Source organism: Acidobacteriota bacterium, from assembly GCA_028875725.1.
GTDB lineage: Bacteria > Acidobacteriota > Thermoanaerobaculia > Multivoradales > Multivoraceae > Multivorans.
The window spans coordinates 547,924-561,916 of sequence record JAPPCR010000023.1; the positions used below are offsets into that span (position 1 = coordinate 547,924).

At 69.0% G+C, this 13,993-nt stretch carries 8 protein-coding genes; 1 reads left to right on the plus strand and 7 read right to left on the minus strand.

All coding sequences use genetic code 11. The features are described 5' to 3' along the window. Positions 1–63: 63 nt before the first annotated feature. Genes OXI49_17940 through OXI49_17955 form a run of 4 tightly spaced genes read right to left on the minus strand, consistent with a single transcriptional unit; the run spans position 64 to position 8,812 of the window. A complete protein-coding gene (locus tag OXI49_17940; GenBank protein ID MDE2692379.1) occupies positions 64–2,844 on the minus strand; it encodes a PQQ-dependent sugar dehydrogenase in 2,781 nt (926 codons plus the stop codon). After that, positions 2,834–4,579 carry an amidohydrolase family protein gene (locus tag OXI49_17945; GenBank protein MDE2692380.1) on the minus strand — a complete coding sequence of 582 codons (1,746 nt, stop codon included), beginning with the start codon at positions 4,577–4,579 and terminating at the stop codon, positions 2,834–2,836. The genes OXI49_17940 and OXI49_17945 overlap by 11 nt, the downstream gene beginning before the upstream one ends. Then, positions 4,569–6,266 (minus strand): amidohydrolase, encoded by a 1,698-nt coding sequence (locus tag OXI49_17950; protein ID MDE2692381.1) that lies wholly within the window; start codon positions 6,264–6,266, stop codon positions 4,569–4,571. Before OXI49_17950 ends, OXI49_17945 begins: the two co-directional genes overlap by 11 nt. Before the next feature lie 11 nt (positions 6,267–6,277). Further along, on the minus strand, positions 6,278–8,812 hold the full coding sequence (locus OXI49_17955; GenBank protein ID MDE2692382.1) for a prolyl oligopeptidase family serine peptidase: 2,535 nt from the start codon (positions 8,810–8,812) through the stop codon (positions 6,278–6,280). Between the two features lie 31 nt (positions 8,813–8,843). On the opposite strand from OXI49_17955, the gene OXI49_17960 reads away from it, so the two are divergent. Next, on the plus strand, positions 8,844–10,142 hold the full coding sequence (locus OXI49_17960; GenBank protein ID MDE2692383.1) for a hypothetical protein: 1,299 nt from the start codon (positions 8,844–8,846) through the stop codon (positions 10,140–10,142). Positions 10,143–10,166: 24 nt separating this feature from the next. On the opposite strand, the gene OXI49_17965 is transcribed toward OXI49_17960, so the two are convergent. From OXI49_17965 to OXI49_17975, 3 genes are all read right to left on the minus strand, one after another. Next, positions 10,167–11,345, minus strand: a complete 1,179-nt coding sequence (locus OXI49_17965) for an ABC transporter substrate-binding protein (protein ID MDE2692384.1) — start codon at positions 11,343–11,345, stop codon at positions 10,167–10,169. Further along, the gene (locus OXI49_17970; GenBank protein MDE2692385.1) at positions 11,342–13,126 is read right to left on the minus strand and encodes a long-chain fatty acid--CoA ligase; all 1,785 of its coding nucleotides are present in this window, start codon (positions 13,124–13,126) and stop codon (positions 11,342–11,344) included. Before OXI49_17970 ends, OXI49_17965 begins: the two co-directional genes overlap by 4 nt. A gap of 113 nt (positions 13,127–13,239) precedes the next feature. Continuing rightward, positions 13,240–13,959, minus strand: coding sequence for an ABC transporter ATP-binding protein (locus OXI49_17975; protein ID MDE2692386.1), 720 nt, complete (start codon positions 13,957–13,959; stop codon positions 13,240–13,242). Between the last annotated feature and the right edge of the window lie 34 nt (positions 13,960–13,993).

Genomic DNA, 13,993 nt, shown 5'->3' on the forward strand with positions numbered 1-13,993 from the left:
GCGATTCCCCTTTCCCGCCAGGCCGAGCGCGCCTGAGCGCAGCGACTGGGGGCGCTCCCTCGCTCACGGCGGCGTGCCCAGACCCAGTTGCCGGAGCCGCGCCTCGTCTTCCGCGTACTCGCGCTGGATCGCCTCGAGTTCGGCGTCGATCGCCTCCTTCGACCACCACTTGTCGCGGAACATCAGGCCGCGAATCCTACGTGCGTTGCCGATGTCGTCGAGCGGGTTCGCGTCGAGGAGCAGAACGTCGCCCCGCGCGCCTGTGGCGAGCACGCCGAACTCCCCTTCCCGGTCCATGTAGCGGGCCGCCTCCGAAGTCGCGGCTTCCAGCGTCTGGTACGGCGTCAGGCCGGCCTCGACGAAGAGGCCCATCTCCCGGTGGACGGTGTAGCCGGTGGCCGAGATGTCGGTGCCGACCAGCAGCGGCGCGCCCGCGTCGTGGAGCGCCTTGACCAGGCCGAGCCGCACCGAGCGCGTCCCGGTGATCCCCGCCCGCTCGCGCGGTCCGTAGAGGGTGTAGAGCCACTCGATGCCGCCGGGCGTCGTCGGGTGCTCGTACTTGCCGATCTCGCCCGCGTCGCGCTGCGGCCGGTCGAACTCGGTCACCGTGCTGTCCCACAGGGCGAGCGTCGGCACGTTCCAGACCTCGTACCGCGCGGTCAGCGCCGCCAGCTCGGCCACCTTCTCCGGCGAGCACCACGCCCAGCCCTGGTAGATGTCCTGCCGGACCGGCTTCATCTTCACGTGCGGCGCCGCGCAGGCGACGTCGTAACCGGTCAGGTGCTCGATCGAGCGCAGCCCGCGCTCCAGCGCGTGCTCGAGCGGCACGCGGATCGGCACGTGGGCCGCGACCGTGAGGCCCACCTCCGCGGCGGCCGCCATCACCGCGTCGAAGACCTCGGGGCTGAGCGTCGTGTAGACCTTGGCCAGGTCGTAGCCGTCGGCCGCGCTGCGGCGCACGAAGTCCGCGGCCTCCTCGGGCTCCGTGAACGTCCGCGGAATCGGGAAAAGCGGCGGGTCGCCGTCCATCAGCGGCGACGAGACGAAGATGCGCGGCCCGAACAGCTCGCCGCGCTCGATCGCGTCGCGCGCCTCCAGGACCAGGGGGCCGCCGGAGGGGTCCCTCGCCGTGGCGACGCCGAACATGACGTACTGCCTCAGGTTCTGGTCGCGCATCCGGACGCGCGACGCGTCCGTGCCGTCCCAGGCGAAGCCGTCGAAGTGGTTGTGCATGTCGGCGAGCGCCGGGATGAGGAACTTGCCGGCGCCGTCGATGACTCGGGCGTCCGCCGGCGTGCAGCCGGGACTGCTGGGACAGATGTCGGCGATCCGTTCGTCGCGGATGACCAGGGTGTGGTTCTCCAGCACGAGCGGCGTGCGGGAAGTCATCGGGATGAGCGTCGCGTGTTCGATCGCGGTGGCGCTGGCCGTCTCGGCGGCCCCCGCCGTCTGCGCGGCCGTCAGGCGGACCAGGGCGCCGGGGTTGTTGAGGAGCAGGTAGATCGCCCCGTCGGGGCCGGTCCTGATGTCGCGGATGCGGCCGTGGCCCTTGAACAGGAGTTCCTGGCGGGTGACCCGGCCGCCTTCGATCTCCAGGCGCCGGAGTTCCTCGAAGGAGAGCGAACCGACCAGCAGGTCGCCTCGCCACTGCTCGAAAGCCGGGCTCGTCACGAACTCGATCGGGCCGACGGCGAGCGCCGGCGTCCACTCGACGACGGGCGCCTCGATGCCGTCGGCGTGGGTCCGGTCGCTGACGACCGAGCCGTCGTAGTTGACGCCGAAGGTCACGACCGGCCAGCCGTAGTTCCGGCCCTTGACCAGGAGGTTCAGTTCGTCGCCGCCGCGCGGTCCGTGCTCGGCGGCCCAGATCCCGCCGGTCTCCGGGTGCTGGGCCATACCCTGGACGTTCCGGTTGCCGAGGGTGAACACCGCGCCGAGCGCGCCGTCCTCGCCGGCGAAGGGGTTGTCGTCCGGGATGCCGCCGTCGGGCCGGATGCGGAACACCTTGCCCGAAGGCATGGCCGGGTCCTGCGAGTTCATCGCCGCGCTCATGTCGCCGATCGAGAAGTAGAGGAAGCCGTCGCGGTCGAACAGCAGGCGGCCGCCCCAGTGCTTGCTGTCGGGCAGGTGGTACCCGGGATCGAGGCGGAAGAGGTACTCCGTGTCCCGCCAGCGGTTGCCGTCGACGCGGCCGCGGATGATCCGGGTCAGCCCGCGGGCGTAGCGGTCGTTCGGGTCCTCCGAGTGGCTGATCGCCGCGTAGACCCATCCGTTCTCCGCGTAGTCCGGATCGAGCGCGACATCCATCAGCCCGCCCGTCGAGGTCGCGACGTCGACCGGCGGCAGCCCCGTGATCCGCTCCGGGTCCACCTTGCCGTCCCGGTACCGGAGCAGGTAGCCCGCGTCCTCGGAGATCAGCGCCTCCGACGGGCCCGTGAACTCGATGCCCCAGGGGTTCTCCAGTTCGTCGGTCGCCAGGTACTCGACCCGCAGGGTGTAGTGCTCCGTCTCGACCGCCGGCGGCAGCGGCTTCGCGATCCAGACCTCCTCCGTCTGCAGGCTGTAGATCAGCTCGACCAGCGCCGCCATCTCCTCGTCCGAGAGTTCGCCGAGATAGCCCGGCATGTCGGTGCCCGGGATGCCGTGCCGGATGTTGCTCTCGACCGAGAAGCCGTCCCGGCCGAACCGCCAGTCCGACTTGATCAGCGGCTCCGCGAGCCCGCCTTCGAGCGCCTGCCCGTGGCAGCCGCCGCAGTGGAGGCGGTAGAGGGCGCGCGCGTCCGGCTCCGCCGCCGCGACGGGAACGGCCGCGAGCAGCACCGAGACCAGGAGGCTAGTTCGCACCGGCCGTGTACACCCTCTCGCCGGCGATGAACGTCATTTCCACCTTCGTCCGATGCACCTCGGTCGGCTCGACGTCGAACGGGTTCTGCGAGGTGACGACGAGGTCGGCCTCCTTGCCGACCTCGATCGTGCCGACCTTGTCGCCCTGGCCCATCAGGCGCGCGCCGTTCCAGGTCATGATGCGGAGCGCGTCCTCCAGCCCTACCTGTCCCTGGAGGCCCAGCGTCTCCTCGCTGCCGCCCGGCACCTGCCGGGTCACCATCGTCTCGACGGCGAGCCACGGGTCGACCAGGGGCACCACCGGCCAGTCCGAGCCTGCCGCCACGAGGGCGCCCGTCTCGAGGGCGTCCCTGATCGGCACCCACCGCTTCATCCGCTCGTCGCCGACCGCCTTGCGGATGTCGATCGCCGCCATCGGCGTCGGGAACCAGATGTAGGGCGAGAACTCCCAGGCCATCCCCAGCTCGCGCGGCCGGGGAATGTCGGCCGGGTCGACGAAGGTGCTGTGGCCGACATCGTGCATCGGGCCACCGAAGCCATTCCGTGCCCGGGCCGCCGCGACGGCGTCGATCGCGGCCCGCACCGCGCCGTCGCCGGCGGCGTGCATCTTCACGTGAAGCCCCTGGCGGTCGAACGCCGTGACCGCGTCGTTCAGCGCCTCCTGCGGCACCAGGAGCAGCCCGAGCCTGGGCCGCGGATCGTCCTCGCCGGTCGAGTCCTCATAGGGAGCGAGCATCGCCGCGGTGTGGCTCTCCGTCGGCACGCCGTCGAGCATGATCTTCACACAGTCGACCTTCAGTCGCTCGCTCTCGTAGGTCGCGCGGATCGCGAGCTGGGACTCGGCCGCGTCGGCGAGCGCCGGGTTGTGCGCCCAGGCAACGCAGGCCCGCACCCGCTGCTTCAACGTGCCCTCGCGCGCCAGTCGGGCCAGCGCGCCGAGCTGCCACGAGTTCGCGTAGGCGACGGTGAACGAGGTGATGCCGTGGGCCAGCATCTCGTCCGTGGCGATCTTCATGCCCTGCATCTTCTGCGCGTCCGAGGCCGGAGGAATCGCCGACGCCACCATGGCGTTGGCCGTCTCGCGGAGCAGGCCGGTCGGCTCGCCGTCCTGGTCGCGCTCGATGATCCCGCCCTCCGGGTCCGGCGTGTCGCGGTCGATGCCGGCGACTTCCAGCGCCATCGTGTTGACCCAGACGCTGTGGTGGGACTCGTCGTAGAGGAAGACCGGGTTGTCCGGCGACACGGCGTCGAGGAATTGCCTGGTCTGCTGGCCGGGCTCGAACACCGCCGCCACCCAGTTGCCGCCGTTGATCCACTCCCCCGGCTCGGCCCGGGAAGCGCATTCGCCGACCGACTCGCTGATGATGTCCGGCGTCGCGCCCGGAGGCAGGCGGCACGAGAACTCCTGCATGCCCGCGATCAACGGATGCACGTGGACGTCGTGGAAGCCGGGGAACACGGTCCGGCCTGCCAGATCGATCACCTCCGTCGAGCCGATGCGGAACGCGGCGACGGAGGCGCTGTCGCCGACCGCGACGATGACGCCGTCGCGGATCGCGATGGACTCTGCCCAGCCGTCGGGCGTGTAGACGTTGCCGCCGTCGAGGATCGTGTCCGCCGGGTCGTTGCGCGACAGCGCCGGTTCGCCGGCCTGGAACTGGGCGACGGCGGGCTGGGCGACGATGGCGGCGAGGATCAGGGCGAGAAGAGACCGGCGCACCCACTTAGTTCTCATGGACAATCGCTCCTGCGTAAAGGGTCAACTCGACGGTCGTGTCGCTGACGTCCTCGATCGGCACCTCGAACAGGTCACGGTCGAGGACGATCAGGTCGGCTGACTTGCCGGGGCTGATCGTGCCGGCCCGCGACTCGACGCCGAGCAGCCGGGCGCCCGCGAGCGTGTAGAGCTCGATCGCTTGTTCCAGACTCACCGCCTGCTCCGGCGCCAGGGTTCCCGGGTACCCGCCCCAGGGGTCGGCGCGGGTGACCAGCGCCTCCATGCCGGGCCAGGGGTTCATGTCCGGGATCACGGCCGGCCAGTCCGAGCCGACGATGACGTGGGCGCCCGCGTCGAGCAGTTCCCGCACCGGCCAGGAGCGGTCGGCGCGGTCGCCGATGGCGGCGCGGATGGAGTCCGAGATCAGCGACGGGTACCAGATCGCCGGCGACATGTCCGCGACCGCGCCGAGTTCGGCGTAACGCGGAACGTCCTCAACGGCCACGAAGCCGGAATGGGCGAGCTGATGCATCAGTCCGGAATCGCCGTTCTGCTCGCGCGCGAACTCGATCGCGTCGAGCGCGACGCGTACCGCCCGGTCGCCGGCGGTGTGGATGTTCACCGTGACGCCGAGCGCGTCGAGTTGCTGCAGCCAGGCGTTCAGCGCTTCCGGAGGCACCAGCAGTTCGCCGTTGTGAGCCGGTCCGCCCGGCTCCTCCGGCTCGTAGTCGTCGAGCATCGCCGCCGTCCGCGCGACGGACGGCACGCCGTCGAGGAAGATCTTCACGTGGTCGGCGTCGAGGTTGGCGGCCCGGTTCTCCTCGCGCAGCCGATCCAGGGCGTCGACGTCGAGCTCGAGGGTGCCGGCGACCAGCGGAATGGCGATCGACGCCGCCATGTGGACGGTCAGCGCGCCCTCGTCGGCCAGTGCCTTGTAGGCCGCGACGCCGGTGCCCTCGTCGCCCGCCTCCTTGATGCCGACGATGCCGAAGCGGTTCGCCGTCCGGATCGACTCGCGGGCGGCGCGCAGGAACTGCTTCGCCGTCTTGTCGGGGATCGCCTGGAACACCGGGTACATCGCCGCTTCGAGCAGCAGACCGTTCGGCTCGCCGGTCGCCTCGTCCAGCACGACCTCGCCGCCCTCGACGACCGTGCCGGCATCGATGCCCGCAAGTGCGAGCGCCTTGCTGTTCACCCAGCGGTTGTGGCCGGTGTCGTCCGCCAGGCTGATCGCCACGTCGCCCGAGAACCGGTCCAGCCACTCGCGCGGGGAGCCGATGTCGTGCTCGACGAAGAAGTTGCTCGTCCAGCGCCCGCCCTCGATCCAGGCCGCGGCGGGATCGCCGGCGACGCAGGCCGACAGGGTCTCCTCGACTTCTGTCGGTCCCGCGGTGGGCGGGAACAGGCACTGGAGCAGCACCTCGGTGCCGCCGAGGACGGGATGGACGTGGACGTCGTAGATGCCCGGCATCGCCATGCGGCCTTCGAGGTCGCGGACTTCGGTGTTCGGGCCGCGCCGTTCCAGCGCCTCCGCGGTCGAGCCGACGAACGTGAACTCGCCGCCCGCGATCGCGACCGCTTCCGCCCAGGGCTGCACGGCCTCGAGGGTGTAGATGCGGCCGTTGGTGAGGATCAGGTCGGCGTCGCCGTCGCCCGCGGGAGTGCAGGCGAGAATCAGGGCGACGAGAAGGAAGCGGCCCGGCACTCCACGCCCGGTCAGAAAACGGTCGCGGCCGGCTTGACCTCGAAGGTCACGTCGCGCGGCGGCTCAACGCCGAGCAGGTGCTCGACGAAGTAGTCCCAGGTGCGGAGCAGGGCGTACGGCTCGGCGCCGCCGCCGTGGTTGCGGTTCGGAAGGTACAGCAGGTCGTAGGGCTTGTTCGCCTTGATCAGCGCGTCGACGAGGCGGAAGGCCTGGGCCGGCGGCACGTTCTCGTCCATGTCGCCGTAGACGATGAGGAGCCGTCCCTCGAGATTCCCGGCCATCGCCGTGATGTCGAGCGGTTCCCAGCTCTTCGGCGCTTCGTCGGGCCGGGTCCGGGTCCTGCCGCCGTCTGAGTACTCGGCCGGGCCGGTGAACGCCTCGAAACCGGGGTAGATCGCGGCGTAGTCGTAGACGCCAGCGCCGGAGACGGCCACGTCGTAGAAGTCCGGCCGGCTGAGGATCGCCTGGGCGGTGAACGTCCCGCCCCAGGACCAGCCGTAGATGCCGACCCGCTCCGGATCCATCTCGGGCTTGAGTTCGGCCCACTGGCGGATGACCGCCACGTGATCGTCGACGCCGACCTGCGTGAACTCGGGGTAGCCCGCGTCCCGGAACGCGCTGGAGCGGCCCGGCGTGCCGCGGCCGTCCGTGACGACGACCGCGAAGCCGAGGCGGGCCAGAGCCGGCTCGGCGGCGGGGTTGCGCGCGCCCACCGCCTGGACGAAGTTCCGCGGCGCCACGAACACCTGCGGGCCGCCGTAGACGGCGTCGATCACCGGGTGCCGGCCGCCCTCGACTTCGCGACGGGGCGGGAAGTAGACGGAGTACACCTCCGTCTCGCCGTCGGCGGCGACGAAGGCGCGCCGCTCGGGCGCCACGAAGCCCGCCTCGAACAGCGCGGAGGCGTCCGCCTGCTCGACCTCGGCGAGCACCTTGCCGTCCTCCGTCGAGCGCAGCACGGTGACCGGCGGCCGGTCGACGGTCGAGTAGGTGTCGAGGAAGACGCCGAGATCGGGCCGGATCCGCGGCGGCGGCGGAGCGAGCCCGAACAGGACCTGCATCATCGGCACCGGCGCCGGCTCGAAGTGGTGGTCGGCCTCGTTCGCCGTCAGCAGCGTGACTTCGCCGCCACGGAGCGAGCCGGGGTCGAACGGCGCGCGATAGAGATGGCGCAGGTACGGGTCGCCGGGCTCCCGGCCGCCGCCCGTGAAGTAGACCTGCTGGCCGTCCTCGTCGACGTGGATGATGTCGAGCACCGTCCAGTCGCCTGCGGTGATCGTGCCGACGAGGTCGGCCGTGTCGTCGCCGGCCAGTTCGTAGAGGTAGAGGTGCCCCCAGCCCGTGCGGTCGGAGTACCAGAGCACCCGCCGTTCGTCGTTCGGACCGCGCACGAGGCGGACGTTGGGCCGGTTGTACATGTGGGTGTTCGCCTCGACCCGCGTCTCGTTCGTCTCCCACACCACCGGCGTGGCCTTGCCCGACTCGATGTCGACGGCGACCAGGGCGGCACTCTTGCCGGCGTAGGCGGACCCCAGCATGTACAGGCGGTTCCGCTCCAGGTCCCAGCCGATCACGCCGCCCCCGAGCCCAGGGGTGTCGATCCCTTCAGGGAGCGAAGCGCCATCGAGCTCGACCTGGACGCGTCCGCCCTTCTCCGTATCGAACAGGAACCAGTCCACGCTCATCTCGTCCTCGTCGCCCGCGACCGGTTCGCGCAGCAGATGCACGACCGGCCGACGGCTGCCGTCTGTCGGCACCCACTCGACGAACGGCACCGCCTCGAGCAGCCGCTCGTCGATGCGCGGCGCGAGCAGGTAGCGGCTATCCGGCGACCAGCTCGAAAGGTACGGCGGCTGCCGTAGTCCCGTCTTCCTGACGACCACGGTCAGCAGCGAGGAGTCGGGCCACTTGCCGTAGGAGAAGTACGGCTTGCCGTCGTGCGTGAGACGGGTCTCCTCGCCCGTCTCGAGCTTGCGCACGAACAGGTTGTCGCCGCGGGTGAAGGCCGCACGGCCGCCGTCCGGCGACGGCAGCAGGCCGGGCTCCGGCGGCGTGATCGCCTTCGCGGCGCAGCCGAAGTCGGCCACCGAGCAGGTGATGCGATGGGCGCCGTGGCTAGCGGTCAGCGTTGCGAGGTCGTCGGTGAGCGAGAGCCCGAGGAGCCCCTCGAGGCTGGCCTTGTTCCCCTGCTCCGCTGCCGCGTCGGCGTCGGCCAGGGCATCGAAGATCGCCGCCGCCATCCGGGCATGGTCGAAGGCGGGTCGGCGAGACCACGTCTCCAGGTCGAAGACCGCGAGTTCGGGGCCCGAGTCGCCGTCGCGGCCGTACCAGAAACCGGTCGTCTCAAGATCGGCGTCGAGCCAGTGCGGCGTGACGTCCGCGTTGCGCAGCAGAGCGAGCAGGTTGCCTTCGACCAGCGCCGCCGCAGCCTGGTAGTCGTCCGCGTCTGGACCGGCCTCCTGGGCGACGGCGACAGCGGTCGCCAGACCGACGATGAGCGCAGTCGCGGCAGCTCCACGGGCCCAACGGCTGCGGTAAGCTCGCACGGATCCAGACCTGTTCTGCAAGGGAGTAGCGATGACGAGTCGACGCCTGGTTGGTTTTGCGCTCTGCCTGCTCTTTGCCGCGACGGCCCACGGCGCCGCTGGGGCGGAAGGGCCGACATTCTATGAGGATGTCCTGCCCATCCTGCAGGAGAACTGCCAGGAGTGTCACCGGCCCTCGGGCAGCAAGATCTACCGGGGCGGCGTGCCGATGTCGCTCACGACCTACGAGGACGCCCGCCCCTGGGCGCGCGCGATCGTGCGCCAGACGGCCTCGAAGGAAATGCCGCCGTGGGACGCCTCCGAGCACTTCGACGGCGTGTTCAGGAACGAGCGCGGCCTGACCGACGAGGAGATCGCGACGATCCGGCGCTGGGTCGAAGGGGGCGCTCAGCCCGGCCGGCCGGAGGACGGGCCGGAGCCGATCGAGTGGCCAGACGACGAGGGCTGGGTGTTCACAGATCCCGACCTGGTGCTCAAGATGCCGGAGCCCTACTACGTCGAGGACGACATCAAGGACATCTACACCAAGCACCGCCTGGTGCTGACGCCGGACCTCCTGCCCGAGGACAAGTGGGTGCAGGAGATCGAGTTCCGCCGCGGCAGCGAGCTCGTCCACCACTTCAACATCTTCGTCAAGGGGCCGAACGACGAGGAGACCCGCGGCGACGGCCACTTCCTCGGCGGCGCCACTTCCGGCTCGCCGCCCCACGTCTGGCCCGAGGGCTACGGCTCGCTGCTCGAGGTCGGCGCGACGCTCACCTTCGACCTGCACTACCACAAGGAACCGGGCCCCGGCAGCGGCGGCTGGGACCAGTCATCGATCGCGCTGAAGTTCGCGACCAGGCCGGTCACGCACCCGGTCCACTTCTTCCCGATCAGCAACTACGAGTTCGAGATTCCGGCGCGCCACGCCTACTGGCACGACACCGCCGAGCGCACGTTCGACCGGGAGGTCACGGTCCTCGGCATGCTCCCCCACATGCACATGCGCGGCCGCGAGTCGAAGTACACCGCCTTCTACCCGGACGGCACCGAAGAGTTGATCCTCCACGTGCCGGACTGGGACTTCGACTGGCAGGAGATCTACTGGTACGACGAGCCCAAGGTGTTGCCGAAGGGCACCCGTCTGCGGATCGACATGTGGTTCGACAACTCACCCGGGGAAGCGGAACGCTGGGGCTTCAACCCCGACCGTGACGTCGTGTTCGGCCCGATGTCGACTGACGAGATGTTGATGGGCTTCATCTCCTGCGTCTACAGCGACGGCGAACCGCCGCCCAGGCGGCAGGGACGCGGTCGAGCGACCGAGACCACCGCCGGCGGCGAGTAGGCGAGCAGGGGTCTCCGTCCCGCGTCAGTAGGACAGGTTCTCGGTGACGCGTACCCAGCGTCCGTCCTGTACCTCAGCGAGGAACGACTCGTCCGAGCCGACACGCTTCTCCGGCCCGAAGCTCAGGACCGGGCCGCCGAAGATGTCCTGGTAGTCGTCGATCGACTCGATCGCGGCGACCAGCGAATCGACCGTGAGGCCCGGTCCGGCGTCGCGTAGGGCCCTGACCGTGAAGTCGGCGACCAACCAGCCCAGGAGCGAGCCGGTGTTGGGCTCCGGGCCGTAGCGTTCCTTGTAATCGGCGACGAAGTCGCGGACCTCCTGGCGAGGATGATCGGCGTAGGGAAACTCGAAGGACGTCATCGCGTAGAAGCCATTCGTCACGCCGCCCTCCGCCTCCGCGACCTCGGACTCGAACGCCGCGATCGGGCCGACGAAGTCGACGTCCCAGTCGATTCCCCTTGCCGCCGAGATCGCCAGGATCGTGTCGCCGATGATCGTTCCGAGCACGATCAGGTCGCAGTCGGCCTGCCGGAGCTTGAGGATCGCCGCGCTGAAGTCGGTGTCGAGAGGCCTGTGGGCGGTCGAGTCGATGACCTCCCGGCCCATTTCGCCGAGCTGATCGTTCGCGGCGTCGGTCATCTCCGTTCCGTAGTCGGTGTCCTGGGTCATCGTGCAGATGCGCTCCTTGCCCCTCTCCTCGACGAAGTACCTGATGGCGGCGCGCATCTGGTCGTAGTAAGTGGAGATGCCGGCGAACTTCAGCGGATGCAGCGGTTCCGCCATCGAACGCGCGCCCGAGAGCGGGAAGATGTTGGGAACGCCCGCCTCGAACTGGCTGGTCATGACGGCGTTGTTCATCGGCGTCCCGAGGGCGCCCACCATGGCGAAGATCCTGTCGCGGTGGATCAGCTTGTTGGCCGCCTGGACCGCGCGAGGCACCTGGTATTGATTGTCCTCGACGACGAAGCGGATCTGACGGCCGTGGATGCCGCCTTCCTCGTTCACGCGATCGAAGATCATTCGCGCCGCGTTGATGCTGCCGACACCGATGGCCGCGGCCGGACCGGACAGGTCGGTGTAGGTGCCGAGCACGATCTCCCCGGCCGTTTCCGAGGTCTCGGGATCGGAACTCCCGCATCCTGCCAGGACGGCGCCAAGCAACATGCAAGCAACGGTGAGGGAATGGTGTCTCTTGGTCATGCCTGCTGTCCTCCGTACATCGAATCGATCAGGGGTCGGTACTTCTCGTTCACGAACTTGCGCTTGAGCTTCATCGTCGGCGTGAGCTCGTCGTCCTCGGGGGTCAGCTCCTGGTCGATCAGGCGGAACTTCTTCACCTGCTCGACGCGCGCGAACTTCGCGTTGACGGCCTCCACCTGATCGTGGATCAGCTCGACGATCTCCTCCGCGGCGCACAGGCTCTGGTAGTTGGTGAAGGGCACGTGGTGATCCTGAGCGTATTTGACGACGTTGTCGTGGTCGATCATCACGAGACATGTCAGGTACTTGCGCTTGTCGCCGATCACCACCGCGTCGGCGATGTAGGGCGAGAACTTGAGCTGGTTCTCGATCTCGCTCGGAGTGATGTTCTTGCCACCGGCCGTGATGATGATGTCCTTCATGCGGTCGGTGATCCTGAGGAAGCCCTCGTCGTCGATCTCGCCGACGTCGCCGGTGTGGAGCCAGCCGTCACGAATCGTCTCGGCCGTCTTCTCCGGCTGGTTGAGGTAACCCATGAAGACGAACTCTCCGCGGATCAGGATCTCGCCCTCCCCGGAGATCCTGATTTCGCCGTAGGGAACAGAGCGGCCGACGGTGCCGGGCTTGATGTCGCCCGGTTGCAGCATGGAGGCGATGCCGGTGTTCTCGGTCTGGCCGTAGCCTTCCACCATGTCGATGCCGAGTGCGAGATACCAGCGGATCAGATCGGGTGAGATCGGCGCGGCCCCGGTGCCGATCCAGCGACAGCGGTCGAGGCCCAGGAACCTGCGAATGTTGCGCAGCACGAGCGCATCGCCGACGCGGTAGGCGAGCTCCAGGACCGCTCCCGGCCTCTCGCCCGCGAGACGTTTGTCCGCCCGTTTGAACCCGATCCCTATCGCCTTTCCGTACGCCCATCGCTGCAGGAAGGTGGCGTCGGAGAGGGCGATGCTGATGGCCGAGTAGAACTTCTCCCACACGCGCGGCACCGAGAAGAACAGCGTCGGCTGGATCTCCTGAGCGTTCTCGGGCACCGTTTCCGGATTCTCGACGAAGTTGAGCTTCGTGCCGGTGTAGAGGGAGCCGTAGACGAAGATGCGCTCGGCGATGTGGCACAGCGGCAGGAAGGCCATGCGCTCGTCGTCCTCGTTCTGCGAGAGGACGTGCGGGGCGTTGACGCACTGGAACACGAGGTTGTGGTGGCTGATCATCGCCCCCTTCGGAGGCCCGGTGGTGCCGGAGGTGTAGACGAGGATCGCGAGGTCCTCGGGCTTCGCCAGCTCGAGGCACTCGGCCCAGGCCTCGGGGTGGAGCTCGTCCTGTTCGCGTCCGAGCGCGAGCAGGTCGTCGTAGCTCATGGCCCGCGCATCCTCGAAGTCCCGCAGGCCCTCCATGTCGAAGATCACGATCTGTTCGAGCGTCGGGCACTTGTCGCGCACCTCGAGCACCTTGTCGAGCTGCTCCTCGTCTTCGACGAACATCACCTTGCAGCTCGAGTCGTTGACCAGGTAGTCCACCTGCTCGGCCGCATCCGTCGGGTAGATCCCGGCGCACACGCCGCCGGCGCCGAGTACCCCCATGTCGGCGAACATCCACTCGGTGATCGTGTTGGAGAGGATGCAGGCGACGTCGCCCTTGCCGAAGCCGAGCGACCGCAGCGCCAGCCCCGTATGGCGCGCCTTCTCGCCGAAGGTGCGCCAGGAGACGTCCTGCCAGATGCCGAAGTCCTTCTCCCGCATCGCGATGCGGTCGCCGTACTTCTCGACGCGGCTCCAGAACATCGTCGGTACGGTGCCGGCGAAGCTGGTGTCGCGCCAGAACACGAGCTCGCGGCCGTCGTCGGCCACGCGCGTCTCGCGCACCAGATCGGGGTTCGATTCGACGCCGCCCATGCTCACCTCCAGGTCTTGCGCTTCTTCCACCGGCGGACCCCCCTCGGCATCTGGTCCTTCATGCCGAGATAGAACTCCTGGATGTCCGGCGAACTCTCGAGCTTCTCGCACGTGTCGTCCATGACCACCCGTCCGTTCTCGAGCACGTAGCCGTAGTGCGAGTGCCGCAGCGCGACGTGGGCGTTCTGCTCGACGACGAGGATCGTCATGCCCGCCTCCTCGTTGATGCGCTTGATGATCTCGAAGATCTGGTGGACCAGGATCGGGGACAGGCCGAGCGACGGCTCGTCGAGCAGCAGCATCCTCGGATGCGCCATCAGGGCGCGTCCGATGGCGAGCATCTGCTGCTCGCCGCCGGAGAGCTGGCTCGCCGGCTGCGAGCCCCGATCGGCGAGCGCCGGGAAGTAGTCGTAGACGCGCTCGAGATCGTCGGCGATGCGGGCGCGGTCGCGGCGGCTGAAGGCACCCATTCGCAGGTTCTCGTTCACCGAGAGGAAGGGAAAGACCTCCCGGCCCTCCGGCACGTGGCTCAGGCCGAGGCGCATGACGGCGTCGGGATCGCGGCGCGCGATGTCCTCGCCGGCGAAGAGGATCTCGCCCTTCTGGGGATCCATCACGCCGGAGATCGTACGGAGAATGGTCGTCTTGCCCGCGCCGTTGGCGCCCAGCACGGCGACGATCCGGCCCTCGGGCACGGCGAGGCTGACGCCGCGGATCGCCATGATGGGACCGTAGTAGGTCTCAACGTTCTTGAGC

Excerpts from the sequence above, each read along its gene's own strand:
- OXI49_17970 (MDE2692385.1), bottom strand. The coding sequence starts at position 13,126 with ATGTTCTGGAGCCGCGTCGAGAAGTACGGCGACCGCATCGCGATGCGG.
- OXI49_17965 (MDE2692384.1), bottom strand. The coding sequence starts at position 11,345 with ATGACCAAGAGACACCATTCCCTCACCGTTGCTTGCATGTTGCTTGGC.
- OXI49_17975 (MDE2692386.1), bottom strand. The coding sequence starts at position 13,959 with ATGGCGATCCGCGGCGTCAGCCTCGCCGTGCCCGAGGGCCGGATCGTC.
- OXI49_17945 (MDE2692380.1), bottom strand. The coding sequence starts at position 4,579 with ATGAGAACTAAGTGGGTGCGCCGGTCTCTTCTCGCCCTGATCCTCGCC.
- OXI49_17960 (MDE2692383.1), top strand. The coding sequence starts at position 8,844 with ATGACGAGTCGACGCCTGGTTGGTTTTGCGCTCTGCCTGCTCTTTGCC.